This window comes from Bradyrhizobium sp. SK17 (genome assembly GCF_002831585.1).
Taxonomy (GTDB): Bacteria; Pseudomonadota; Alphaproteobacteria; order Rhizobiales; family Xanthobacteraceae; genus Bradyrhizobium.
In genome coordinates this window covers 1197728-1223613 of the sequence record NZ_CP025113.1, presented here as the reverse complement: position 1 = coordinate 1223613, position 25886 = coordinate 1197728, and the positions used below count along the sequence as shown (strand labels likewise).

Below are 25886 nucleotides of genomic sequence, written 5' to 3'. Positions count from 1 at the left end.
GCCTGCGGCGAGCCTTGTTTTCTTCATATTGCGTCGCAATTGATGTATCTGGCTAAGCTGATAGTGACGCTGTGACTGCAAAACGCGGGTTGCGCGCTGACCATCCCTGGAGAGATCGGATGTCGCTGGATTCGGACGTGATCGTCGACCGCCGCCGTATCAGGCGCAAGCTGACATTCTGGCGTGTCGCCGCTGCGGTGATCGCGATCGCGGCGATCGTCGGCGTCGGTGTGATCGCCGCCGGCGGGCGTGGCGCCTTCTCGACGTCGAACGCGATCGCGCGGATCAATATCGAAGGGCTGATCCGCAGCGACCAGGAGCGCGTCGAGGCGCTGGAGCGGCTCGGCAAGTCGAGCTACGCGGCGGTTGTCGTGCACATCAATTCGCCCGGTGGCACCACCGCGGGCTCCGAGCAGCTCTACGACTCGCTGATGCAGCTGAAGGCGAAGAAGCCGCTCGTCGTCGTGGTCGAGGGACTGGCTGCCTCCGGCGGCTACATCACGGCGATCGCGTCCGATCATATCGTCGCCCAGCAGACCTCGCTGGTCGGCTCGATCGGCGTGCTGTTCCAGTTTCCGAACGTTTCTGAATTGCTCAAGACCGTCGGCGTGAAGATGGAAGAAATCAAATCTTCACCGCTGAAGGCGGCGCCCAATGGTTTCGAGCCGACCAGCCCGGAGGCCCGCGCGGCGATCGATGGTCTGGTCAAGGACTCCTATGCATGGTTCCGTGGATTGGTGAAGGAACGGCGCGGCATGGACGACGCTCTTCTGGAGAAAGTCGCCGACGGGCGCGTCTTCACCGGCCGCCAGGCGGTCGATCTCAAGTTGATCGATCAGCTCGGCGACGAGAAGACCGCGATCGCCTGGCTGGTTGCGGAGAAGAAGGTCAAAAGCGACCTTCCGGTGCGCAATTACAGCCTTAATCCGCGATTCAGCGACCTGACCTTCCTGCGCACCGCAGCGTCGGTCACGCTCGATGCATTGGGCCTGGGCGCCATTGCGCGGCGGATCGAGCAGGGTGGCGTGGGTCAGGCGGTCGACCGGCTCGGGCTCGACGGCATGCTGGCGCTGTGGAGCCCGGCGGGAACCAACTGAACGATTGTCAAAGGCGTGTTCTCCGATGAATTCCCGCTCTGCGGGAATCGCCGCATGCCCCAATTGGGCTATTTGTCACGCGATTTCACGGCGCCCTAAATCGATTTAGCGTCTTGACAGTGCACGGCATTTTCACGGAAATGGTTCTCCGCAAGAGCCGGGATCCCATTTTCGATGATCAAATCCGAACTTGTTCAGCGTATCGCCGAGCACAACCCGCACCTCTATCAGCGGGATGTCGAGAACATTGTGAATGCGATTCTCGATGAAATCGTTGCGGCGCTGGCGCGTGGCGACCGCGTCGAACTGCGTGGTTTTGGCGCGTTCTCGGTGAAGCATCGCCCGGCGCGCGCCGGCCGCAATCCGCGCACCGGCGAGCACGTGCCGGTCGACCAGAAGAGCGTGCCGTTCTTCAAGACCGGCAAGGAAATGCGCGAACGCCTCAATCGCGACGTGACCGAGGCGGAAGCCTCCAAGATCGACGCGTCCAAGGCTGACGCTTAACAGGGCTGACGCGTCGCCGTTGCCGTGTTGCGGGTGATGCGCCCGTACTTTCTCCATCGCTGCGAGAGATGGTCATGCGAAAGTTCTTCACGGCAGTGGTCGTCATTCCGCTTGGACTGATCTTCCTGATCTTCGCGGTGGCCAACCGTCACTGGGTGACGGTGTCGTTTGATCCGTTCAACTCTGTGACGCCGACGGTTGCGGTCACACTGCCGCTGTTCGTCGTCATCATCGTCTCCGCGATCCTGGGCGTGATCGCGGGCGGCGTGGCGACCTGGTTCAAGCAGGGGCGCTGGCGTCGCGCGGCCCGCCAGCACGAGGCTGACGCCCGCCACGTTCGCGCCGAGCTCGCCGATCTCAGGGCGGCTGCCTCCCGGGACGACGCGCAGCGCCGCCCGGCTCCGGCCCAGCTCGGTTTTTACGGGCCCAACGGGCGAGACAAGCAGGGCGCGACGTTGTAGAACCCGCCCCGTCGGCACGCGGTTCATCCCGGTTCCGGCCGCCCAAAAGCCCGTTTTGAGACCCGTTTCGAGACCATGCCCCTGCTCGTCAAAATCTGCGGCCTGTCTACGCGCGAGACGCTCGACGTCGCGCTCGACGGCGGCGCGGACATGGTGGGGTTCGTGTTCTTTCCCCCGTCGCCGCGCCATATCAGCCTCGAGACCGCGCGCGAGCTCGGCAAACAGGCCAAGGGCCGCGCCGTGAAGGTCGCGCTGACCGTCGATGCCGACGACGCGACGCTGGAAAATATCGTCGAGACGCTGCGGCCGGATATCCTGCAACTGCACGGCAAGGAGACCACGGCGCGGCTGCGCGACATCAAGCAGAAATTCGGCCTGCCACTGATGAAGGCGCTGCCGGTCGAGACCTCGGCCGATCTGGCGCCGCTGCCGGGCTATGCCAGCGTCGCCGACCGCATTCTGTTCGATGCCCGCGCGCCGAAGGATGCGACGCGGCCGGGCGGTCTCGGCGCGCCGTTCGATTGGCATGTGCTGGAACATCTCGATCTGGCGCTGCCTTACATGGTCTCTGGCGGGCTCAACGCCGGCAATGTCGCTGAAGCCGTCCGGGTCACCCGTGCCGGCGGCGTCGACGTCTCGTCGGGCGTCGAGAGCGTGCCCGGCGTCAAGGATCCCGAGCTGATCCGCGCCTTCATCCGCGCCGCGCGCGCAACCCAAGAACTGATGGTTCGATGAATCAAAACCTGCCCAATTCCTTCCGCAGCGGTCCCGACGAGCGCGGGCATTTCGGCATTTTCGGCGGACGCTTCGTCGCGGAAACGCTGATGCCGCTGATCCTCGACCTTGAAAAGGCCTATGCCGACGCCAAGGCCGATCCGGCGTTCCAGGCCGAGATGAACGTCTATCTGAAGGACTATGTCGGCCGGCCGTCGCCGCTGTATTTCGCCGAACGGCTCACCGAGCATCTCGGTGGCGCCAAGATCTATCTGAAGCGCGAGGAGCTCAACCACACCGGCTCGCACAAGGTCAACAACGTGCTCGGCCAGATCATGGTCGCGCGCCGCATGGGCAAGAAGCGCATCATCGCCGAGACCGGCGCCGGCCAGCATGGCGTGGCGACGGCGACGCTGTGCGCGCGGTTCGGACTCGAATGCGTGGTCTACATGGGCGCGGTCGATGTCGAGCGGCAGCAGCCGAACGTGATCCGCATGGAGATGCTGGGCGCCAAGGTGGTCCCGGTGCAGTCCGGCGCGCGCACGCTGAAGGACGCGATGAACGATGCGCTGCGTGATTGGGTCACCAACGTGCACAACACCTTCTATTGCATCGGCACGGTCGCGGGCCCGCACCCCTATCCGATGATGGTGCGCGATTTCCAGTCGATCATCGGCAACGAGACGCGCACACAGATGCATGAGGCCGAAGGCCGCCTGCCGGACTCGCTGATCGCCTGCATCGGCGGCGGCTCCAACGCGATGGGCCTGTTCCATCCGTTCCTCGATGATCCCTCGGTCGAGATCTTCGGGGTCGAGGCGGCCGGCCACGGGCTGACGCAGCTGCATGCGGCCTCGCTCGCCGGCGGGCGTCCCGGCGTGTTGCACGGCAACCGCACCTATCTGTTGATGGACGCCGACGGCCAGATCGAGGAAGCGCATTCGATCTCGGCGGGTCTCGACTATCCCGGCATCGGCCCCGAGCATGCCTGGCTGCACGAGACCGGCCGCGTGAAATATCTCTCGGCGACCGACGAAGAAGCGCTGGCCGCGTTCCAGCTGCTGTCGCGGCTCGAAGGCATCATTCCTGCGCTGGAATCCGCGCATGCGATCGCGAAATTGTCCGAACTCGCGCCGCAGCGGCCGAAAGATCACCTGATGGTGGTCAATCTCTCGGGCCGTGGCGACAAGGACGTGCCGCAGGTCGGCGACATCTTGAAGGCGAGGCAGAAGTGAGCACCCGTATCGACGCACGTTTCGCCGAGCTGAAGCAGCAGGGCCGCTCCGCTTTCGTCACCTTCGTGATGGCTGGCGACCCCGATCCGAAAACTTCGCTCGACATCCTCAAGGCGCTGCCGAAGGCCGGGGCCGACGTCATCGAGATCGGCATGCCGTTCACCGATCCGATGGCCGACGGCCCGTCGATCCAGGCCGCCGGGCTGCGCGCGCTCAAGGGCGGCATGACGCTGAAGAAGACGCTCGCGATGGTCCGCGACTTCCGCAAGGAGGACAACGCCACTCCGATCGTGCTGATGGGCTATTACAATCCGATCTACATCTACGGCGTCGACAGCTTCCTGGCCGATGCCAAGACCGCCGGCGTCGATGGCCTGATCATCGTCGACCTGCCGCCGGAGGAAGACACCGAGCTCTGCATCCCCGCGATCAAGGCCGGGCTGAACTTCATCCGGCTGGCGACGCCGACCACCGACGACAAGCGGCTGCCGGCGGTGCTCGCCAACACCTCGGGCTTTGTCTACTACGTCGCGGTCACCGGAATCACCGGCAGCGCTGCGGCCGATTCGAAGGTCGTTGGAGCGGCCGTGGCGCGCATCAAGCGGCACACCGCGCTACCGGTCTGTGTCGGTTTCGGCATCCGGACGCCGGATGTGGCGCGTGCGATTGCCGAGAGCGCCGATGGCTCCGTGGTCGGCACCGCGCTGGTCGACGCCCTGAAGGGCAGCCTCGATGCCGAGGGCCGCGCGACGCCGAAGACCGTGAGCGCGGTCGCGGACCTGGTGTCCGCGCTGGCCCAGGGGGTCCGGGGCGCCAAGCAGGCCGCTGAATAAGCCACATTTTGCGGCAACAAGGCCGCAGACGGCGGCTTGCCGGGTTCGCCCGGCCCGCCATATATCCAGCTGATGCGGGACCGACCCGCATTTCGGAGCGAACCATGAACTGGCTCACCAACGTCGTCCGGCCGAAGATCCGCAACATCCTGCGTCGCGAAACGCCGGAGAATCTCTGGATCAAGTGCCCGGATTCCGGACAGCTCGTGTTCTACAAGGACGTCGAGGCCAACCAGTTCGTGATTCCCGGCTCGAACTACCACATGCGCATGGGCGCGGTGGCGCGGCTGAAGTCGATCTTCGACAATGAGACCTGGTTCGATGTCGCGCTGCCCGAGGTGACGGCCGATCCGCTCAAGTTCCGCGACGAGCGCAAATATGTCGACCGCATCAAGGATGCACGGACCAAGACCGGGCTGAACGACGCGGTCAAGGTCGGCTACGGCAAGCTCGAAGGTGCCGGCGTCGTGGTCGCGGTGCAGGATTTCGACTTCATGGGCGGCTCGCTCGGCATGGCCGCGGGTGAAGCGATGGTGCGCGGGCTCGAGCTCGCGGTCGAGAAGAAATCACCCTTCATCGTGTTCGCAGCATCGGGCGGCGCGCGGATGCAGGAAGGCATCCTGTCGCTGATGCAGATGCCGCGCACCACGGTCGGCGTGCAGATGCTGCGCGAGGCGCGCCAGCCCTATATCGTGGTGCTGACCAATCCAACCACCGGCGGCGTCACCGCCTCCTATGCGATGCTCGGCGACGTCCAGATCGCCGAACCCGGCGCGCTGATCGGCTTTGCCGGCGCGCGCGTGATCGAGCAGACCATCCGCGAGAAGCTGCCGGAAGGCTTTCAGCGCGCTGAATATCTGCGCGAGCACGGCATGGTCGACATGGTCGTGCATCGCCACGACATGAAGGCGACGCTGGCGCGGCTGTGCCGCCTGTTCACCAAATCGCCGGCGCTGGAAACCGCATCGAAGCCCGCAACACCGGTCAACGAGCCGGCCCAGATCGTCACGGCGCCGGAGACGGTGCCGGCCGCGCCGCACGCGTGACCGCAGGCGCCGCCCCATCGCAGGCCCCGTTCGAGGCGTTGATCGCGCGGATATCGGCGCTGCATCCCAAGCGCATCGATCTCAGCCTCGATCGGATGCACGGCCTGATGGAGCAGCTCGATCATCCCGAGCGCAAGCTGCCGCCGGTGATCCATGTCGCCGGCACCAACGGCAAGGGTTCGACGGTCGCCTATCTGCGCGCGATCCTGGAAGCATCGGGCCTGCGGGTGCACGTTTTCACCTCGCCCTATCTGGTGCGGATCAACGAATGCTACCGGCTCGGCGCGGTCGGCGGCGGCAAGCTGGTCGGCGACGACGAGCTGCGCGCGACATTCGAGCATTGCGAGCGCATCAACGCCGGCAATCCCATCACCATTTTCGAGATGGAAACCGCGGTCGCGTTCTGCCTGTTCGCCAAGCATCCGGCCGATGTCGTGCTGCTCGAGGTCGGCCTCGGCGGCCGGCTGGATTCGACCAATGTGGTCGAGACGCCGCTGGCTTCGGTGATCACGCCGGTCAGCATGGACCACATGGAATTCCTCGGCGACACGCTGGCCCTGATCGCGGGCGAGAAGGCCGCGATCATCAAGCGCAAGGTGCCGGTGGTGTGCGCCGAGCAGGCGCCCGATGCGATGGCAGTGATCGAGGCGGAGGCGCACCGCATGCGGGCGCCGCTGCATGCCGCCGGCCAGCAATGGCATGTCGGCGTCGAGCGCGGCCGGCTGGTCTATCAGGACGAACGCGGCCTGATGGATCTCGCCGCGCCAAAACTGTTCGGCCGGCATCAGTTCGACAATGCCGGCCTTGCGATCGCGACGTTGCGCGCGATCGAGACGTTCAAGCTCAATATCGCCGCCTTCGAGGCCGGTATCGTCAATGCGGAATGGCCGGCGCGGATGCAGCGGCTGGTCTCCGGCACGCTGGTCTGCCAGGGGCCGCAGGGCTCCGAGGTCTGGCTCGATGGCGGCCACAATGCCGAGGGCGGCCGGGTTGCGGCCGCCGCGCTCGGCGATCTCGAGGAGCGCGTGTCGCGGCCGCTGGTCGTGATCGCAGGCATGATGGCCAACAAGGATGCCGGCGCATTCCTCGCCAATTTCGCCGGCTTGACCCGCCACATCATCGCGGTCCCGGTGCCCGGCCGCGACAACGGCATGGCGCCGGAGAAGCTTGCCGATGCCGCGCGCGCGCTAGGCATGCGTGTCGAGATCGCACCCGACGTCGACGCCGCGCTGCAACGGCTCGCGATGCTGGCCTATGAGGTGCCGCCGCGCATCCTGATCACCGGCTCATTGTATCTGGCCGGCCCCGTGCTTGCGGCCAACGGCACGCCTCCTGCATAAGTGGTCGCGCGTCCCGGATGCGGCGCGCATGTGGGAGGACGAGACATCATGCGATTTGCTGCGATCGCCGACATTCACGGCAATCATCTCGCGCTCGAAGCGGTGCTCGCCGACATTCGCGCGCAGGGCATTTCCGACATCGTCGATCTCGGCGACATGGTGAGCGGCCCGCTCGACGCGCGGCCGACCATCGATAGGCTGATGGCGCTCGATGCGGTCCATCTGCTCGGCAATCACGACCGCTATCTGATCGATCGCCCGCACGAGAAGATGGGCTCCTGGGAGCGGCGAACCTACACCCAGCTCGAGCCGCAGCATTTCGATTGGCTGCGCACGCTGCCGGCGAATGCGGTCTATCGCGACGAGGTCTTCCTCTGTCACGCGACACCGCAGGATGACGAGACCTACTGGCTCGACACCGTGCTGCCGGGCGGCGAGGTGCTGATGTCTCCGCTGGAAGCGATCGCAGCGAAAGCGGCCGGCGTGACGCAGTCGCTGATCCTGTGCGCGCACACGCATCTCGCGCGCGTGGTGCGGCTTGGCGACGGCCGGCTGATCGTCAATCCCGGCAGCGTCGGCTCGCCTGGCTACCGCGCCGGCAAGCCGCATCCGCATGTCGTGGAAGCCGGCTCGCCCGATGCGCGCTACGCCATCCTCGAACAGATCGATGGCGACTGGGACGTGACCTTCCGCCACATCCCCTACGACCACGCCGCGATGGCGGCGCTGGCACGGCGCAATGGCGAGGCCGAACTCGCCTCGGCGCTCGCGACCGGATGGATCAGGTAAAACAAAACGGCCGGCTTTCGCCGGCCGTGTCGCAAATCAGCTAATTCAAACCGGGTCAGACCGCAGCGGTGATCCACTGCTGTAGCTTCGCCTTCGGCGCAGCGCCGACCTGACGGGACGCCATCTCGCCGCCCTTGAAGATCATCAGGGTGGGGATCGACATCACGCCATATTTCGACGCGGTCTTCGGGCTCTCGTCGACGTTGAGCTTGACGATCTTGACCTTGTCGCCCATCGCGCCGGAAATCTCATCGAGAGCGGGCGCGATCATGCGGCAGGGGCCGCACCATTCGGCCCAGAAGTCGACGACCACCGGCCCGGTCGCCTTGAGCACCTCGGCTTCGAAATCGGCGTCAGAAACCTTGCCAACGGCCATGGGAGTACCTCGTTCAGTTGAGACAAAAGGGCGCCGCGGAGAATCGCGCCCGGGAGCATGGGGCAAACGTATGAACGCCCCCTTGCCGGGTCAAGCTTGCTCACGCCGACATGACCTTATGCCAGCCCGGCGTCCAGCGCGGAGGCGGAAATCTCCATCATTTCAGGGGTTTCGGTCCAGAGCAGGGCGGCGTGGATGATCCGTTGGGGATAAAGCTTCGCCAGTACCGCACGGTACAGCGCGAGCTGCCGGATATAGCCCCTGGGGGCCTCGGCGGCGGTCTTCGGCGGGGTGTGGTTGGTCTTGAAATCGACGATCAGGACCTCATTCGGGGTCACCACCAGCCGGTCGATCTGGCCCGAGACCAGCGCCTTGGGCTGTCCCGGCCGCTCCAGCCGGCCCACGATCGACACCTCGGCACGGCTGCCGGGGGCAAATACCGGCGCGAAGCGCAGATCGACGGTGAGGGCGACCACTTGCCGGGCCAGCGCCGCGCGCTCGTCCTCGCTCCAGCCATCGGCGTTGCGACCGAGATAGCCGAGCGCTGCGCCGAGCCGCCGCTCCAGGGCGATGTCGGGCAGCGATTGCAGCAGGCGATGCACCAGCGTGCCGCGTTGCAGGGCGCGGGCGCGCAACAGCACCGATTCGCCTGATCGTATCTTGTGGCCGTCGTCATCGGCGGGATCGGACGGACGCAGCACGCCCGCGGCGGCCGCTTCAGGGGCGGCTGCGGTGCGCAGCCAGGACGGCAGCGCAATCGACGCTGTGGCTGCCGTCGCAGGTGCGCCGGTGAGGTCGCCCGCGTCATCCGGCCGCGAATAGCGCATCACCTTGCCGGCCGGCGTCTCCAGTTCCTCGAGCCTGAGCCCGGCATTGGCGAGACCCTTGGTGATCAGATCGTACCAGGAGGATTTCCGCACCGTGTTCATGTTGCCGGGCATGCAGCCGCCGACGATGAGGCGGTCGGCGGCGCGGGTCATCGCGACATAGAGCAGGCGGCGATATTCGTCCTCGGTGTCGCCGAGCATCGCCTTGCGCGCGTCGGCGACGGCGGGCGGATCCTCGGCCTTCTTGCCGGCCCACACCACGACGCCGGGTGCGTTCGGCGCGGCATTGCCCTGCGGCAGGTGGATCAGCCGCAGCCGCTGGGTATCCGATGGCGAGGTCGTGGTGTCGACCAGGAACACCACCGATGCTTCGAGGCCCTTGGCGCCGTGCACGGTCATGACGCGGACCTCGTCGCGCGAGATCTCCATGTCGCGCTTCACCTCGGTATCGGCGGCGCGCAGCCAGGCGATAAAGCCTTGCAGCGAGGCCGGCGCCTTGCGCTCATAGCTCAGCGCGAGTTCGAGGAACTCGTCGAGCGCGTCATTGGCCTCGTGGCCGAGCCGGCGCAGCATGCGGGCCCGCCCGCCGTCGCCGCCGAGCAGCCAGGCATAGAACGCGAACGGCGTCTCCTGGGTGAAGCGACGTTCGCAGTGTTCGAGCCGCCGCAGCGCGGCCGCAAATCGCTCGTCGGTCGCGGCCTGCGCGGCCAGGGCCGCGCGCAGCGAGCCGCGGCGCTGATACGCAAGCTTGAACAGATCGTCGTCGTCGAGGCCGAACAGCGGGCTCTTCAGCGCCACCGCGAGCGCGAGATCGTCCTGCGGCAGCAGCAGCGCGTCGGCGAGGTGCATCAAATCGATGATCGCGATGTGCTCGGTCAGCTTCAGCCGGTCGGCGCCGGCGACCGGAATGCCCGCGTGCTTCAGCGCCTGGATCACCGCGTCGAAGGCGTTGCCGCGCCGCCGCACCAGGATCAGCATGTCGCCATAGCGCAACGGCCGCCGCCCGCCGGCGCTGCCGGTCATGGTGCCGCTGGTGACCAGGCGCTTGATCTCGGCCTGGATGCGCCGCGCCAGCTTCACCTCGGGGCTGGTCATCGCGACGCCGTCGAACGGCGCGCGCCAGCCTTCGATGTCCTGGCGGTCGTCGGCAACAGCGAGGTCCCACAACTCGATCAGGCTGGGGCCGGCGTCAGTCATCGCGTTGTGGATCGGATAGCCGTTCTCCACCGCATGGATGCTGCGGAAGATCTCCTGCTCGCGGAACACGTGATCGACCGAATGCAGGATCACCGGCCCGGAGCGGAACGAATAGGTGAACGATACCGGATCGAATTTCAGCCCGGCCTCCTCGAACCGCCGCTTCAGCTCGCGCCGGCGCAGGTCGAATTCGCGTGGCGCCGCGCCCTGGAACGAGAAGATCGACTGCTTCTCGTCGCCGACCGCAAACACCGTGCGCACCAGGCCGTCGCGCGCGCCGGCACCGGAGGTGAACTCCGAGATGATATGCGCGACGATGTCCCATTGCCGCGGGCTGGTGTCCTGGGCCTCGTCGATCAGCACGTGATCGACGCCGCGGTCGAGCTTGTAATGCACCCAGCCCGACGAGACGCGGTCGAGCATCGCGAGCGTCTTGTCGATCAAATCGTCATAGTCGAGCAGGCCGCGCTCCAGCTTCTCGCGCCGGTAATGCGCCGCCGCCGCGGTCGCGATATGGATCAGCGCCTCGGTGCGGTCGCGCGCCACCACCGCACGGCGCCGTTCGATCAACGGGCCGAGGCGATCGATCTCGGCCTCGAACCTGTTGCCCGCGACCGCATTCTTCTTGATGAAATTGTTGGTGATGACGGAGGCGCGCGGCGCGCGGTCGTCGGTCAGGAAAACGCCGAGATATTCGTCGACCTGCGCCGCGCCGGTGAAGGTCAGCGCCGCCCGCAACCGATCGGCCTGCTTCTGATCCGCCTTGCTGCTGGTGTCGAGCAGCGTCGCCATCTCCTTCCAGCTCGATCGCGGCAGGTTCGGCCCGTCGACGATCTCGCGCTCGACGTCCTCGATCCGATCCTCGGTGGAAACGCCGAGCGCCGCCGACATCTGCGCGGCGGCGGCCGTGGCGTTGCCGGCGGCATCGGTCCAGGCCATGAAATGGTCGCGGCTGAGGCAGGCCTCGCGGACCACCTCCTTGAAGGTGACGTCGGCGGCATTCGCCATCGCCGTGCGCAACGCGCGGCCGATCGCACTGTCGGGAATCCGCGACGCCTCCAGGAACACGGCGAGATTGGCGCGCTCCATCATCTCGTTCTGGTCGCGGTCGTCGAGCACGGCGAAGCGCGCCGGCACGTTGGCCTCGAACGGGAATTGTTGCAGCAGCCGGGTGCACAGCGCGTGGATGGTCTGCACCTTCAGGCCGCCGGGCGTCTCCAGCGCGCAAGCAAACAGTTTTCGTGCCTCGCGCCGCAGCGAAGCGGATGGATGGGCGATGCCGGCCTCGCGGATCGCGGCATCGAGACCTGTGTCATCGAGCGTCACCCAATGGCCGAGCGTCGTGAACACGCGCTCGGCCATGTTGGCCGCGGCGGCCTTGGTGAAGGTGATGCAGAGGATCTTCTCCGGCGGCACGCCCGACAGCAGCAGGCGGATCACGCGCTGCACCAGCACATGCGTCTTGCCCGAGCCGGCATTGGCCGACACGAAGGTCGAGGCCTTCGGATCGGATGCGCGGGCCTGCGCGTCGCGCACCGCGGGCGGGATAGGGCGGGGCGCCTTCACCATTCCTCGATCCCCAGGCCACCGGCGGCGGACCATTCCTTGATCCGCGCAAGGTCGTCATAGGCGCCGTAGCGGTTCGCCCACATCGAGAGGTTCAGCGAGGTGTAGGCCTGGTTCTCGTCGTCGAAGGCGCGGATCAGGGCTTCCAGCTTGCGCCGCGCGCTGTCGGCGGCTTCATCGGGCGGCTGCGGCGTGTCGCTGGTCTTGATCTTCAATTCCAGCGAACGCTGCTCGCCCGGCGGATTGTTGCCGCTCAGTCTGACATAGACGAGGTCGCCGACCGAAGAGTCGGCCGCAATGTCGGCGAAGCCGCCCTCGCGCAGGATCGCGGCCTCCAGCGTCAGCTGCGGCGACAGCCCCATGCGCACCTGTTTGCCGGTCGGCGGCTGGCCGGTCTTGTAGTCGAGGATCGCAAAGCTGCCGTCGTCGCGCCGCTCGATGCGGTCGGCGCGCGCGGAGAGCACAAATGTCCTGGCATCGTCGAGCGGAATGCCGATCTCGCCGCGGATCTCGGCCTTGATGGCGTCGATGCCGCCGCGCCGCGCCTGCTCCCATTCGGCGAACCACGCCGCGATGCGCTGGAAGCGTGGCCACCACAGCGCGCGCGCCTCCGGCCGCTCCATCAGCGGCGCAAAATGCTTGGCCCCGATGTCGCGCAACGCGCTCTTGATGTCGTCAGGCAGCGCGTCGGCGTAAACCTGCGTGAATTCACCGAGCGATTCGTGGATCGCGGAGCCGCGATCCGCCGCCGACAGCGGCATGTCGACGGGATCAAGTGGATCGAGCTTGAGGATATAGCGCGCGTAAATCGTGTAGGGGTCGCGCAGCCAGTCCTCGATCGCGGTAACCGACATCTTCAGCGGCCGCGCCTCGCGCGGCGGCCGCGGCTCCGGCTGCGGCATCGGCTCGACCTTGTCGGGCCGGTCGAGCTCGGCGGCATATTGCACGTAAGTTTCGCCGGCCGATGTCGCGGCCTTCCAGCGCGCTTCGCCCGCCACCGCTTCGAGCCGGTGCAGGAAGCGCGAGGCGACCGCCGGCGCGCCGCCGACCTTGGCGGCATGGGTGAGGATCACCTCGTCATGGCCGAGCAGTTGCGCGAAGTCGTGCGCGGACAGGCCGATGCGCCGCTCGGGAAGATCGAGCCCGAGTTCGTGCCGCATCGGCCGGCTCAGCCACGGATCGATCCGCGGCGCCGGTGGCCAGACGCCCTCGACCAGGCCGCCAAGGATGACGCGATCGGATTCGGTCAGACGCGCCTCGAGCTGCCCGAAGATGTTGAGCTGCGCGCGTGCCGATTCCGGCCGCCGCACCATGCGGTCGGCGAACGCGGTCTGGAACACCTCGGGATAATCCGACAGCGGAGTCATCAGCCCGCTCGGCTGTTGCTTGGCGAGCAGCTCGTCGAAGGCAGAGGCCAGCGCCGCGCCGGCGCGCTCCTCGAACACGATGGCGACACCGTCATGGTCGGCCGACAGCGCGATCAGCGCCTCGCGGTGGCGCGCCGCCAGCTCGGCGAAATCATGTTGTTTCGACGACGCCATGCGTTCGAGCGGCGCCAGCGCCGCCTGCAATCTGGTGATCAGGTGCTCGGCCTGATTGAGCTCGTCGTCGCGCAGCCGGGCGCGCGGCTCCATCGCGTGCAGCGACGAGGTCTCGCCGCCATGCAGCTTGACCAGCTCGGCGCGGAAGCGCGCGAAGTCGCGCGCAAGTCCGCCGGTCCCCGGTTGCGGTCGCGTGCCGCGCAGCAGCGCGATTTCCAGCACCTCGATCGCACGCCGCAGCGCGCCATGCGCGCCGCCGAGCCGGAACAGCGGATGCTTGAGCAGCGCGAGCAGGGTCGGCGGCTCCAGTCCCTTGGCCGCGGCCTCCGCGGCGAGGCGGGCGAACACGCCGGCCGACGTTTCCATCAGCGCGTCGCCGCCGGAATCGTCGAACTCCAGCTTCCAGCGCGTCAGCGAAGCCATCACGCGGCGCGCCAATGCGCGATCCGGCGTCACCAGCGCGGCTGACTTGCCGAGATGCCGGGCTTCGCGCATCGCGACCGCGATCGCCAGCGCCTCCATCTCGGGGTTGGGCGCCTCCACCACGGTGAGGTTGGTCATCCCGGCGGAAATCCGCGCCACGATCTCGGGCCTTTCGAGCCGGTCGTGCCACTGCGCGGTCGCGGTCGACGGACGCATCGTCTCCGACACCAGCACCTCGCGGCCGAGCGGCGCGGGGGCGGCAAGGTTCTCGACATCGCGGCGCTTGATGCCGAAGCGGTCGAGCAAAGCGTGCATCGCGAATTGCGGATGGTTCGACGACGGCGGCAGGGTGAAGCGGCCATCGTCGCCGCGCTCGCCGCCGATCGTGTCCCAGGACGCTTCGTCGAGATCGGTGTCGAGCCCGGGCAGCACCACGGCGCCGTTCGGCAGCTTCGCCACGACGTGGAGGAATTTGGCGGTCGCCGGCATCGAGCCGGTCGAACCGGCCGCAATCACCGGACCTGCGTGATGCGCGGCGAGCCGCGCCGCTTCCGCCTCGATCAGAATATCGCGCCGCGCCGCGGGCTCGATCCGGCCGATCTCCTTGAGGTAGTTCGGCCAGGCGTCGCGCGCGATGCGCAGGAAGTCGAGCGAATGCTGCCAGTACCTGTCGAGCTGGTCCGGCACCAGGCGGTCGAGCGCGCGCCAGTCGACGCCGCGCGTCACCATGTCATCCATCAGCCGCGCCAGGTCGCCGGCGAGCTGCAAGGTGGAGGCGGGGCCGCCGACCACCAGCGGCGCTGACACCGGCGTCTTGGCCCAGGCGGCAACCAGATGCGCCAAGGTCAGCCGCCGCTCGAGCTCGCCGAGCCGTGGCGGAATCTCCAGCGGCGCGGCGCCGCCGACATCGTCGGTCTGGTCGGCGAAAGCCAGCTCGTCCTCGTCGATGTCGCCGAGCGCAACGATGCGCGGCAGCACCGCGGCATCGGAATCGAGCACGTCGAGGAAGATTTCGCGCGCCAGCCGGCCGGCGCGGCGGGTCGGCAGATACAGCGTCGCGTTGGCGAGCTTGGCCGGATCGTTGCGCGCCTCGAATCCCGCAACCAGCCGGCCATCGACCAACGCCGAGATGACGGTGCGCAGGAATGGCACGGAAACGGGAACGCTGAAAACGCGCATGAGCTGCCTGATTCGATCAGGCGCCAATATAGGGAGCGGCGGCCATCGTTCGCCACCCCTGTCGATCATCCGTCACCGCTCAACACCGCAGCCGGCCGGCGCAGCGATCGACCGCATCCAGGAACCAGCGCAGCGCCGGATCGTCAGCGGCGCGGCTGGTATGGATCAGGTCGATGGCGAAGGGTGGGATCTCGATCGGCGGCGCGACGATGGCGATGTCGGCGAGCTGCGTGAAGCGCCGGGCGATGCGTTCGGCCATGGTGGCGATCAGATCGGTGCCCGCGACGCTGAACGGAACGGCCACCACATGCGCAAGCGTCACGGCGAGCCGCCGCTTCAGCCCATGCCGCGCCAGCAGCGCGTCGATCACGCTCGGCAGGCCGTCGCCGCCGGCCGCCGAGAACAGCGCGTGCGGCAGGCCGGCATAGTCTTGCAGGCTCAGGCGTTCCGATGGGCTCGCGCGCGCCGCGTCGCGGATGCAGACATAGCGCTCCTCGAACAGCCGCTGCCGGACACAGCGCGGTGAGTCCGGCAGATGGCCACCGATCAGCGCGTCGAGTTCGGCGCGCTCGAGCTTTGCCAGCGCCACGGTCGGATCGGTGAGCGGACGCACGGCAAGGTCGATACCCGGTGCTTCCATGCGCAACAGGCGGGTCAGTTCCGGCACCAGGACGAGATCGCCATAGTCGGTCGCGGCAATGCTGATGCGCCTGCGCGCCGTGGCCGGATCGAAGCCCTGATGCGGTGCCAGCGCGCCCCGGATCTGCCGCAGCGCCTCGCCGATCGGCCCGGCCAGCGCCAATGCCTTTTCGGTCGGCTGCATGCCGGCGCCCGCGCGCAGGAACAATTCGTCGGCAAACAATGCGCGCAGCCGCCGCAGCGCGCTGCTCATCGATGGCTGGGCCAAGCCGATCCGCTCGGCTGCCCTGGTGACGTGGCGCTCCTCCATCAGCGCCTCGAAGGCGACCAGCAAATTGAGATCGACGGCGGCTAAATTCATATAAACAATAATGGTCATAGAAATAATCGATTTCAACAATGATTTGGCCGCGCCTATAGCTCTGGTCATGACGACAGGGCGGCAGGATCAGGGACGATCATTCGCAAGGCTGATGCCGCGCGGGCCGACCTTGCTGATCGTCGGCGTGATGGCCGGACTGGCCTTTCCTGTCCTGGCCGACAGCATGCGCCCGCTGATGGCGGCGGCGATCTTCGTCCTGGTGCTCGGTACCTTCCTCCAGGTCGATGGCGCGGCGTTCCGTCGTGCGCTGCGGCGGCCGCTGGTCTGGCTGCTGCTGCCGGCGCTCGCGATGCTGGTCTGTCCGCTCGCGATCGGCTTCGCCGCGCGCGGTGCCGGGCTGCCGACCGAACTGGTCGTCGCGCTGGTGCTGTCGGTCTGCGCGCCGCCGTCGAGCGGCACCGCGGCGGTGGCGCGGATGCTTGGCTTCGATGGCACCGTGCCGCTTGCCGTGACGCTGCTGTCGATGGCGCTGGCGCCGGTCACCGTGCCGTTGATCGCGGCGGGATTTGCCGGTCTTGCGCTCGATCCGCTGGCGCTCGCCGCCCGGCTGGCGCTGCTGCTCGGCAGTGCGAGCGCGCTGGCGTTGCTGCTTCGCCGTCAGGCCGGCGCGCAACTGGCGCGGCATTCGCGCATCATCGACGCGTTCGTACTCGCCTCGCTGCTGCTGTTTGCGATCTCCACCATGGCCGGGGTGCGTGCGCAGATCGCAGCACAGCCGCGTGCCGCAGCCATCTGTGTCGGCCTTGCCCTCGCCTGCAATCTTGCGCTGCAAGTGGTTGGCGCGGTGCTCACGCCGGGCTCTCTGGCCGAACGGCTCACCGCGGGGCTCATTCTCGGCAACCGCAATGTCGGGCTGGTCTGGTCGGCGATGGGCGCAGCGGCTTCGCCGATGACGACGCTGTTCTTCGCCGCGACGCAGTTTCCGATCTATATTGCACCGCGCCTGATCGAGATGCTGGTTCGGCGCGAGGAGAGCTCCTCACCATGACCGCAACATCCCTGACCGAACAACTCGCGGTTCGTTTCGCCCGCATCGCGCTCGGCCATGTCGGTCGCGAATATCCGAACAAGCCGGATCACGTGCTGGCTGGGCCGCAGGATGCGCGCACGCCGCGCGACCTGCATCCGGTGTTCTTCGGCAGCTATGACTGGCACTCCTGCGTCCACAGCTACTGGATGCTCGCCCGGCTGCTGCGGCGCTATCCGTCATCGGAAGTCGCGGACGAGATCCGCGCGTTGTTCGATGCACAGTTCATTGCCGAGAAGATCGCGGTCGAATGCGCCTATCTCGCGGCCCCGACCGCACGCGGCTTCAAGCGGCCGTATGGCTGGGGCTGGTTGCTGAAGCTCGCGGCCGAACTCTGGCTGTTCGATGAGACGCGGTGGCGCGCGCGGATCGCTCCACTCGCCGGGATTTTCGCGCAGCGCTTTCGCGATTTCCTGCCGCTCGCGACCTATCCGGTGCGGGTCGGCACCCATTTCAACACCGCCTTTGGGCTGCGCATGGCGGCCGACTACGCCACCGCGACGAAGGACGATGCGTTCGGCGCGCTGCTGCGCGAGACGGCGCTGCGCTGGTACGGCGCCGATCGGGACTGCCCCGCCTGGGGCGAGCCGAGCGGCGACGATTTCCAATCGTCTGCGCTGATCGAAGCGGAGTGCATGCGGCGGCTGCTGTCGCCCAGCGATTTCCTGCCCTGGTTCGACCGCTTCCTGCCGCGCCTGGCGCAGCACGAGCCCGCAACCTTGTTCCACCCCGCGACGGTCACCGATCGCACCGACGGCAAGCTTGCGCATCTCGATGGGCTCAATCTCAGCCGTGCATGGTGCTGGCGCGCCCTGGCCGCCGCATTGCCTGAAGCCGATGCGCGTCGCCCAATCCTGCGGGACGCCGCACGACACCACCTCGATGCAGGCCTGCCGCATATCGCCGGCGACTATATGGGCGAACACTGGCTGGCGAGTTTTGCAGTGCTCGCCATCGATGCTGATGAGTGACGCGACGGCGGATGAGATTCGGGTGAGCTTGGGCGGCGTCGAAAGTTCACCTCCCCTTGGGAGAGGTCGATTTGCGCAGCAAATCGGGTGAGGGGTTACGGTCTATCGAGAGAGCAAGAGCCCTCACCCGGCTTGCACGAGACGATGCTTCGCATCGCCAAGCGCAATCCGACCTCTCCCCAACGGGGAGAGGTGAACCGAGGCCGCGTTAAGCCGATTCAACCATTCCGCCCTAAGCGACGCTTTCGAGGAAAGCGTCTTCCGCGGCCTGGATCGCGTCGGGAGTCCCGACATGCATCCAGACGCCGTCGAGGCGCAGCCCGAACAGCCGCTCCTGCTCGTTGGCGCGATCGAACATCTTGGTCAGCGAGAATTCACCGGCTGGCGCATCGGCGAACAGCGAAGGCTGCATGATCGCGGCGCCGGCATAGACGAACGGCACCACCTGGTTCTCGCGACGCTTGCGCAGCGCGCCGTCGGGCAGCATCGAGTAATCGCCGCGCCCGCTGTAGCCGATGCTCGAAGCGGTCGGCGCCATCAACAGCAGGATATCCATCCGCGCGGGATCGAACGCTTCCGCCAGCCGGGTCAGGTTGGCGCGCACGCCGTCGATCCACATCGTGTCGGCGTTGAGATGATAGAACGGCGCATCGCCGAGCAGCGGCAGCGCCTTCACGACCGCGCCGCCGGTGCCGAGCACCTGGTCGCGTTCGTCGGAGATGATCACGCGCGGACGGCTGCGGGTCTTGACGTGCTCGATGATCTGGTCGGGCAGATAATGCACGTTGACGACGGCCTCGGTGACGCCGGCGCCGGCGAGCTTGTCGAGCACGTGGTCGAGCAGCGGCTGACCGGCCACGCTGACCAGCGGCTTCGGCATCGTGAGGGTCAGGGGACGCATGCGCACGCCGAGTCCCGCGGCGAGCACCATGGCCTTATGGGGAGTGACGGGCATCTTCCGGATATTCTCGGTCATCATCTCTCATGCGCCGATCCTATCACGGCGATTCGGCAAGCACATCAATCAGACGCCATAGTCATCGGACATGACGGCCGTAAGACGGCAATGACGACCCTGGCCTAGACGTCGGCAGCCTGCGTGCCGCGCCTGGCAGTTTTCTTCTTCTTGTCGCCTTGTTTGAGGAAGTTGACGCCGATCTGGTCGCCGTTGACCCACGCCAGCTCGCAGCGGCGATAGGCCAATCCTGTGGACGACAGCAGAAGGAAAAATTCTTTCAACGCCAGGCCCTCGACCGAGCCGTCGACGGTGAGCTTGGCCCCCGTCTCCGACACGTCTTCCATGGTGCAGTCGCGCCGCCAGGTGCCGTCAATGCCCATCATGTGCGCGGCTATGCCGCGCTCAAACGTGACACGATCGCCCCTGCGTCGTTCCGTCGCCATCGTGTGGTCCAGCTCCCGATCCGGCCGCGCCATGGATCAGGCGCGACCTCTGCAACCTTAGGGGGCCCAAGGCTAATAAACGGCTAACAACCCGTAAACTAAGGTACTGGGGGAGGGACGTTGGCGGTGTACCAGTCGCGGAAGGCGGCCAGCGCCGGATGCGCCAGCGATCGCTCGAGATAGGTCCAGATCCGCGGCTGGTGCTTCAGATATTGCGGTTTGCCGTCGCGGCGGTTGAGCCGCGCGAAGGTGCCGAGCAGCCGGGTGTTTCGCTGCGCCGACATGATCGCGTAGAGCTCGGCGAAGGCGGCCGGATCGAAATTCTCGTCGGTCGCCCGTCGTGCCTTGATGTAGCGGGTCAGCAGCGAGAGCTCGAGCTGTTCGGGGACGTCGATCCGCGCATCCTGCAACAGCGACACCACGTCGTAGGCCGCGGGGCCGAGCAACGCGTCCTGGAAATCGATGATGCCGACACGCAGGGTGCCGGTGCGCTCGGCAAGCCAGATGATGTTCGGCGAATGGAAGTCCCGGATCACCCAGGTCTGCGGCGCCGCGGCGGGCTTTTCCAGCAGGCCGCGCCACATTCCGAGGAATTCGCCGCGCAGCTCCTCGCTCGGCTGTACGCCGCGGTCGGGCAGGTACCATTCCAGCATCAGCCCGATCTCGATCAGCCAGGCGTCGATATCGAACACTGGGATGTCGTAGCTCTCGTCCGCTGTCACCGGCAGCCGCGGCGGCAGCGCCTCGCGATGCAACGCCGCCAGCATGTCGACGGCGGCCTCATAGCGCTCGGCGATCGGGTACGGCGGATCACCCTCGATCACGCCCTCCGCGCCGAGATCCTCGGTGATGAGGAAGCCGGATTCGAGATCGATGTGCCGGATCGCAGGCGCCGAGAAGCCCTGCTTGCGCAGGCCGTTGCCGATCGCGACGAACGGCCGGACGTCCTCGGCGAGATGCACTGCCGCGCTGTAGGACCTGCCGTTGTAGATCGCCGGGCCGTCGGGACGGCGCGGCGAATTCATCAGGATGACGCTGCCGTCGTCATTGCGCAGCCGCGCATAGGAACGCGTCGAGGCGTCGCCCGGCATACGCTCGCGCCGGGCGGCGAGGAAGCCCGCGCGCTCGAGGAATTGGCGCAGTGCGTGAAGCCGCGCGACCTTGGCCGCGGCCTTGCCATAGCCGGTAATCTCGGCGGCGCGCGCCGCCGAGCCGAGCGCCGGACGGTGGCTGAGTGCAATGTCGATGCGATCGGCAGGCATCGCGCCCGGCGCGCGTTCCGGCCACTCGATCAGCGCCACGATGTCGTCGGGCAGCGGCGACAGCCCGATCTCCTCGAGCTCGCTCGCATCATTGATGCGATAGAGGTCGGCGTGGACCAGCGCAAACGACGGCAGTTCGTAGCTTTGCGCCAGCGTGAAGGTCGGGCTCGGCACTTCCAGCGTATCGTCGGTGGCGAGGTAGCGGATCAGCGCGCGGGCGGCCGCGGTCTTGCCGGCGCCGAGGTCGCCCGACAGCGTGATGACGTCGCCGGCGCCGATCAACAGCGCGAGGTCGGCCATCAGCTCCGACGTCGCGGTTTCGTTCGCGAGCGCCACCGAGAATGTCGAGGCCGCCGTCATTCCGCGGCGTTGCGATGTGCGGTCTGGTCGATCGGGAAGTCGCAGGTCACGGTCGTGCCCCGGCCGACGGTCGAATCGACCCGCACCCGTCCGCCATGCAGTTCGACAAAGGAGCGGACCAGCGACAGGCCGAGCCCGGCGCCGCGATGCCGCGAGCCATGGGAATGGCTCTCGAACCAGTTGAACACCTTGTCGCGCATCTCGGCCGGAATCCCCGGACCGGCGTCGGTGACCGCGAACACCACGCTGTGCTCGGTGCGGCGCGCGCTGATCGTGACGGTGGCGTCATGCGGCGAGAAGCCGACGGCGTTGGCGAGCAGATTGTACAGCACCTGCACCACGCGCCGCTCGTCGCCGACGAAGACGCCGATGTTGGGCTCGATATCGACCTTGAGGGTGATGCGGTCGGTGGCGAGACGATCCTGGATGCCTTCGGCCGCGGCCTCGATCGCCTGGCCGATATTGACCGGGCCGAGCTCGAGCTTCATCGCGCCGGCGTCGATGGTGGCGAGATCGAGGATGTTGTTGGTCAGCGCCAGCAGCGCGTTGGTCGATTTGGTGACGTAGTCGAGATATTCGGCCTGCTTCGGCGTCAGCGGCCCGGTCGAGGGATCGCTGAGGAAATGCGCGAAGCCGATGATCGTGGTGAGCGGCGCGCGCAGCTCGTAGGAGACATGGTGGACGAAATCCACCTTCATCTGGTCGGCAGTTTCCAGCGCCTCGTTGCGTTCGCGCAGCGCCCGCTCGACGTTCTCGGTGTCGGTGATGTCCTGGAAGGCGAGCAGGGTCTTGCCGTCGGGCAGCGGGATGGTCATGCAGTTCAGCACGCTGCCGTCCTTGCGCTCGAGCTTCAGCGCGACCTGGGCGCGGTTCTCGATCGCGGTGATCTGCTCGCGCAGTGTGCGCCAGGTCAGCGCGTCGTCGAACAGCGGCCGGCACAGCGCTTCCACCTGCTCGATATGCGGCTCGCCTTGCAGCGCGTCGGCCGGCAGCTTCCACATCTTGGCGAATGGCGGGTTGAACAGTTCGGCGCGGCCATTGCTGCCGAACACCGCGACCGCTTCGCCGAGATTGTCGAGCGTCTCGCGCTGCACCCGGGTCAGCCGGTCGTAGCGGCGCGCGAGGTCGAGGCTCTCGGTGACGTTGTCGAACAGATAGGTGACGCCGCCTTCGAGGTTCGGCGTGGTGACGACGCTGATGGCACGGCCGTCGGGCAGGAACCAGGTGTAGGTCTCGGATTCGACCGCGCGATAGGCCTCGTGCAGCTTGGCCTTCCAGGCCCGGAAGTCCGGCTGCTCCGGCAGCTTGCGGTTGGCGCGCAGCCGGTCGAGGACGCTGGAATCGTCGGGGTTGCTGTCGAGGAAAGCCTGGTCGAGGCCCCACAGCCGCCGATAGGATTCATTGTAGAACGTCAGCCGGCGGCCGGCGTCGAACACCGCGACGCCGGAGGACAATTGGTCGAGGGTGCGGCGGTGCGCTTCGACCATCCGCGCGATCGCCGCGCGCAGCGCCGCGGCCTCGCTGGCGTCGATCGCGATCCCGGCGCTGCCGCCGTTGAGCTTCAGCGCCTGGACGTCGTAGATCCGCCGCTCGCCGCTGACCACGATCGGCAGCCGCGCGGCATAGCTTGCATTGTCGTTGAGCGCGCGGGTCAGTTCGCCGCGCTGGTCGCTTTCCAGCAGTTCGAGATTGCGTTGCAGCGCATCCGACACGCTCTTGCCCTCGGTGGCGCGGACGTAAGCCGCGTTGGCATAGCGCAGATTGCCTTCGAGGCTCTTGGCCCAGATCGGCCAAGGTGCTGCGGCGGCGAAATCGCGCAGCAGCTCGGTCTCCTCCTGCAACGTCTTGTAGCGCAGGTTGGATTCGGCGAGCTCGCGGCGCAGTCCGCCGAGCTCGCGGATCCGCACGATGGCCTGGCCGCCGATGGCGCGGCCCATCGCCTCGATAGCGCGGCCGGCCGAGGTCGAGAGGTTGAGCAGGAACGCCTCGCCCTTCTCGCGCAGCGCGTCGACGGCGTGGTCCATCTGCAACGCCGGCTCGGGCGGCAGCCAGGTTCCGAAGGCGAGGACGCGTTGCGGCGAGCCCTCCTGCGACATGACCAGCGAGATGTCGCCCGAGATCTGCGGCCGGTTGTCGCCGGCGGCCCAGGAGATCAGCACCTGCGGTTCGACGAACAGCAAGGCGCGCAGCCGGTCCGATTGCGCCTGCAAATCCGTGATCTCGGATTGCAGCTGCTCCTCGTTGCGGGTCGCGCGCTGGCGGGTGCGCATCAGAAGGATCGCGGCGACGGCGGAGAAGCCGACCAGCGCGAACGACGTCGCGAGGACCGCGACCTCCTGATGGTTGAAGCCGAAATGGTCCGACATCGCCTGGGCCAGCAGGCTTTCGGCGGCGAACGAGGTCCGGGCCGGCAGCAATGCTGACATGGCGAGCCCAAGCATGCCGTCGCGCGCCAGTGAGGTGCATGACAGCAGGGTTCGACGCATTGCCGCGACTACGCCCGACATATGTTGCCCCAGAACGCACAAACCCCAGGCATGATCCGGAAAAGAGGAGACCGGTGTTCCCTCACGGCAGACGTATGACGTCTGTCCGGGGATCATGCCCAAGCAGGACCTAACAGCCCGACGAAGACCCCCCGTCGTGCTCGAATCAAACCAGAATAATCCCAACGGGACTCGGCGAGTAAGAGTCCAGACCGTGAACGCTGAATCCGCTGTGAAAAAATGCGGCCGGGTGATGTGGATTTGACGCGAATTGACGCCGTCGTCCTTCGGAGAGAGCGCGCGAAGCGTGACCTCAGGGAGCTATCAGCACAGTTCGCGGTCTAGCGTCCGGTCGAGCCGAAGCCGCCGCTGCCGCGCTCGGTCGCCGACAGCACGTCGACTGGAACCAGTTCGGCCCGCGTGACCGGCGCGATCACCATCTGCGCGATGCGCTCGCCGCGCCGGATCGAGAACACCTCCTGGCCGTGATTGATCAGCAGCACGTTGATCTCGCCGCGATAGTCGGCATCAACGGTGCCGGGCGAGTTCAGCACCGTGATGCCGTATTTGGCGGCGAGGCCGGAACGCGGTCGCACCTGGGCCTCATAGCCCGGCGGCAGCGCGATCGTCAGCCCGGTCGGAACCATCTCGTAGCGGCCCGGCAGCAGCAGCAGCGGCGCCGACCGCGGCACCGCGGCCAGCAGGTCGAGTCCGGCCGCGCCGTCGGTCTGGTAGATCGGCAGCAGCAGATCCGCGCCATGCGGCAATTGGTGGACTTCGACCTTGATGGTGGCGCTCACGATGTGGTTCCCACTTCTCTTGCGATCCGCGACACCAGCGCAGTCGCGACTTCTTCCTTGGTCATGACCGGCCAGGAGTCGACGGTGACCTCCTTGCCCTCGCGCGAGAGCAGGTGGACGGTGTTGCGGTCGCCGCCCATCACGCCGGTCGCCGGCGACACGTCGTTGGCGACGATCCAGTCGCAGCCCTTGCGCGCGAACTTGGCCTTGGCGTTCTCGATCAGGTGCTCGGTCTCGGCGGCGAAGCCGATCACCAGCGGCGGCCGCTTGTCCTTCAGCTTGGAGATTGTCGCGAGGATGTCGGGGTTCTCGACCAGTTGCAGCGGCGGCATGCCGGCCGCGGTCTTCTTCAATTTCTGACTGCCTTCAGTGGCGACCCGCCAGTCGGCGACCGCAGCCGCGAAGATCGCGACGTCGACCGGCAGCGCGGCTTCGACCCGGTGCAGCATGTCGCGCGCGGACTCGACGCGCATCACGGCGATACCCTGCGGGTCGTCGAGCTCGACCGGACCGGTCACCAGCACGACCTCGGCGCCGGCCGCGCGCGCCGCGGCGGCAATCGCAAAGCCCTGCTTGCCGGATGAGCGGTTGGCGATGTAGCGGACCGGGTCGATCGCCTCATGGGTCGGGCCGGCGGTGATCAGCACGCGCTTGCCGGCGAGCGGGCGCGGCTGCGGCGGCCGCAACATGCGGTCGGCGGCGGCAGCGATCTCGACAGGCTCGGCCATCCGTCCGACCCCGGCTTCGCCGGCCTCCGCCATCTCGCCGGCATTGGGGCCGACGGTGTGGACGCCGTCGCGGCGGAGTTGCAGCAAATTGCGGCGGGTGGCGGGGTTGTTCCACATCAGCGGGTTCATCGCCGGCGCCAGCAGGATCGGCCGGTTGGCCGCCAGCAGCGTCGCGGTGGCGAGGTCGTCGGCATGGCCCTGCGCCATCTTGGCCATCAGGTCGGCGGTCGCCGGCGCCACCACGATCAGGTCGCAGTCCCGCGCCAGCCGGATATGGCCGGCGTCGAACTCGCTCTCGGCGTCGAACAGGTCGGTGTAGACCCGCTCATGCGACAGCGCGCTGGCGGCCAGCGGGGTGACGAATTGCTGGGCCGCCTTGGTCAGCACGCAGCGGACCCGGACGTGCCGTTCCTTGAGCCGCCGGATCAGGTCCAGCGCCTTGTAGGCCGCGATTCCGCCGCCAATGATCAGGGTCACCCGGGGCTCGCCAGCCGCGCTGGCGACCCGTGGGGCGGGGGCTGCAACCGTCAGGGAACCGGCGGGCGGCGCCTCGGTGGGCTCCGTACCGCCGTCGGCGAGCTCGCGAAGGATGACCCGGACCTCCTCCTCGACCGAGCGCCCGTTCTTGGCGGAGCGCAGCCGCAGATAGGCCTTCAGCGTGTCGTCGAGTTTGCGGATGGTCAGGCTGGCCATGGCGTGCCC

General features: G+C 67.2%; 21 protein-coding genes. 11 read left to right on the top strand and 10 right to left on the bottom strand.

Annotated features, from left to right (window positions below; genetic code table 11):
- The first annotated feature begins 119 nt into the window (after positions 1 to 119).
- The 9 genes from sppA to CWS35_RS05585 all read left to right on the top strand — a co-directional run bounded on the left by sppA (position 120) and on the right by CWS35_RS05585 (position 8019).
- Complete coding sequence (gene sppA, locus CWS35_RS05625) at positions 120 to 1097, top strand: signal peptide peptidase SppA (protein WP_100951226.1); 978 nt, start codon at positions 120 to 122, stop codon at positions 1095 to 1097.
- 174 nt (positions 1098 to 1271) lie between these two features.
- Complete coding sequence (locus tag CWS35_RS05620; protein WP_024584332.1) at positions 1272 to 1601, top strand: integration host factor subunit beta; 330 nt, start codon at positions 1272 to 1274, stop codon at positions 1599 to 1601.
- A gap of 74 nt (positions 1602 to 1675) precedes the next feature.
- The gene (locus CWS35_RS05615; RefSeq protein WP_024584333.1) at positions 1676 to 2062 is read left to right on the top strand and encodes a lipopolysaccharide assembly LapA domain-containing protein; all 387 of its coding nucleotides are present in this window, start codon (positions 1676 to 1678) and stop codon (positions 2060 to 2062) included.
- Positions 2063 to 2137: 75 nt separating this feature from the next.
- On the top strand, positions 2138 to 2797 hold the full coding sequence (locus tag CWS35_RS05610) for a phosphoribosylanthranilate isomerase (RefSeq protein ID WP_100951224.1): 660 nt from the start codon (positions 2138 to 2140) through the stop codon (positions 2795 to 2797).
- A complete protein-coding gene (gene trpB / locus CWS35_RS05605; protein ID WP_100951222.1) occupies positions 2794 to 4011 on the top strand; it encodes a tryptophan synthase subunit beta in 1218 nt (405 codons plus the stop codon). Before CWS35_RS05610 ends, trpB begins: the two co-directional genes overlap by 4 nt.
- Positions 4008 to 4844, top strand: coding sequence for a tryptophan synthase subunit alpha (trpA, locus tag CWS35_RS05600; protein WP_100951220.1), 837 nt, complete (start codon positions 4008 to 4010; stop codon positions 4842 to 4844). The genes trpB and trpA overlap by 4 nt, the downstream gene beginning before the upstream one ends.
- A 104-nt stretch (positions 4845 to 4948) precedes the next feature.
- Positions 4949 to 5890: an acetyl-CoA carboxylase, carboxyltransferase subunit beta gene (gene accD / locus CWS35_RS05595; protein ID WP_024584338.1), complete on the top strand. Its 942-nt coding sequence runs from the start codon at positions 4949 to 4951 to the stop codon at positions 5888 to 5890.
- A gap of 95 nt (positions 5891 to 5985) precedes the next feature.
- Positions 5986 to 7230, top strand: a complete 1245-nt coding sequence (locus CWS35_RS05590) for a folylpolyglutamate synthase/dihydrofolate synthase family protein (RefSeq protein WP_245439022.1) — start codon at positions 5986 to 5988, stop codon at positions 7228 to 7230.
- Positions 7231 to 7278: 48 nt separating this feature from the next.
- Positions 7279 to 8019, top strand: a complete 741-nt coding sequence (locus tag CWS35_RS05585; protein WP_100951216.1) for a metallophosphoesterase — start codon at positions 7279 to 7281, stop codon at positions 8017 to 8019.
- 55 nt (positions 8020 to 8074) lie between these two features.
- Here the strand turns inward: CWS35_RS05585 and trxA are convergent, their stop codons facing one another.
- The 4 genes from trxA to CWS35_RS05565 all read right to left on the bottom strand — a co-directional run bounded on the left by trxA (position 8075) and on the right by CWS35_RS05565 (position 16146).
- Positions 8075 to 8395 carry a thioredoxin gene (gene trxA, locus CWS35_RS05580; RefSeq protein WP_016847387.1) on the bottom strand — a complete coding sequence of 107 codons (321 nt, stop codon included), beginning with the start codon at positions 8393 to 8395 and terminating at the stop codon, positions 8075 to 8077.
- A gap of 116 nt (positions 8396 to 8511) precedes the next feature.
- Positions 8512 to 11988 (bottom strand): double-strand break repair helicase AddA, encoded by a 3477-nt coding sequence (gene addA / locus CWS35_RS05575; RefSeq protein ID WP_100951214.1) that lies wholly within the window; start codon positions 11986 to 11988, stop codon positions 8512 to 8514.
- The gene (addB, locus tag CWS35_RS05570) at positions 11982 to 15128 is read right to left on the bottom strand and encodes a double-strand break repair protein AddB (RefSeq protein WP_100951212.1); all 3147 of its coding nucleotides are present in this window, start codon (positions 15126 to 15128) and stop codon (positions 11982 to 11984) included. The genes addA and addB overlap by 7 nt, the downstream gene beginning before the upstream one ends.
- A gap of 79 nt (positions 15129 to 15207) precedes the next feature.
- Entirely contained in the window at positions 15208 to 16146 is a 939-nt protein-coding gene (locus tag CWS35_RS05565) for a LysR family transcriptional regulator (protein WP_245438881.1), read from the bottom strand.
- A gap of 49 nt (positions 16147 to 16195) precedes the next feature.
- Here CWS35_RS05565 and CWS35_RS05560 point away from each other — a divergent pair, with 49 nt between their 5' ends.
- Together CWS35_RS05560 and CWS35_RS05555 are read left to right on the top strand one after the other, a co-directional pair.
- On the top strand, positions 16196 to 17137 hold the full coding sequence (locus CWS35_RS05560; protein ID WP_245438880.1) for a hypothetical protein: 942 nt from the start codon (positions 16196 to 16198) through the stop codon (positions 17135 to 17137).
- Complete coding sequence (locus CWS35_RS05555; protein ID WP_100951206.1) at positions 17134 to 18147, top strand: DUF2891 domain-containing protein; 1014 nt, start codon at positions 17134 to 17136, stop codon at positions 18145 to 18147. Before CWS35_RS05560 ends, CWS35_RS05555 begins: the two co-directional genes overlap by 4 nt.
- A gap of 232 nt (positions 18148 to 18379) precedes the next feature.
- Here CWS35_RS05555 and CWS35_RS05550 read toward each other — a convergent pair whose 3' ends face one another.
- The 6 genes from CWS35_RS05550 to coaBC form a co-directional block, all read right to left on the bottom strand.
- On the bottom strand, positions 18380 to 19102 hold the full coding sequence (locus CWS35_RS05550) for a nucleotidyltransferase family protein (RefSeq protein ID WP_100956064.1): 723 nt from the start codon (positions 19100 to 19102) through the stop codon (positions 18380 to 18382).
- A gap of 125 nt (positions 19103 to 19227) precedes the next feature.
- Positions 19228 to 19548 carry a PilZ domain-containing protein gene (locus tag CWS35_RS05545; protein WP_024584347.1) on the bottom strand — a complete coding sequence of 107 codons (321 nt, stop codon included), beginning with the start codon at positions 19546 to 19548 and terminating at the stop codon, positions 19228 to 19230.
- 98 nt (positions 19549 to 19646) lie between these two features.
- A complete protein-coding gene (tsaE, locus tag CWS35_RS05540) occupies positions 19647 to 21170 on the bottom strand; it encodes a tRNA (adenosine(37)-N6)-threonylcarbamoyltransferase complex ATPase subunit type 1 TsaE (RefSeq protein WP_100951204.1) in 1524 nt (507 codons plus the stop codon).
- A complete protein-coding gene (locus tag CWS35_RS05535) occupies positions 21167 to 23677 on the bottom strand; it encodes a PAS domain-containing sensor histidine kinase (RefSeq protein WP_024584349.1) in 2511 nt (836 codons plus the stop codon). Before CWS35_RS05535 ends, tsaE begins: the two co-directional genes overlap by 4 nt.
- Positions 23678 to 23997: 320 nt before the next feature.
- Positions 23998 to 24456 (bottom strand): dUTP diphosphatase, encoded by a 459-nt coding sequence (gene dut, locus CWS35_RS05530; RefSeq protein ID WP_100951202.1) that lies wholly within the window; start codon positions 24454 to 24456, stop codon positions 23998 to 24000.
- Complete coding sequence (coaBC, locus tag CWS35_RS05525; protein ID WP_024584351.1) at positions 24453 to 25877, bottom strand: bifunctional phosphopantothenoylcysteine decarboxylase/phosphopantothenate--cysteine ligase CoaBC; 1425 nt, start codon at positions 25875 to 25877, stop codon at positions 24453 to 24455. The genes dut and coaBC overlap by 4 nt, the downstream gene beginning before the upstream one ends.
- Positions 25878 to 25886 lie beyond the last annotated feature (9 nt).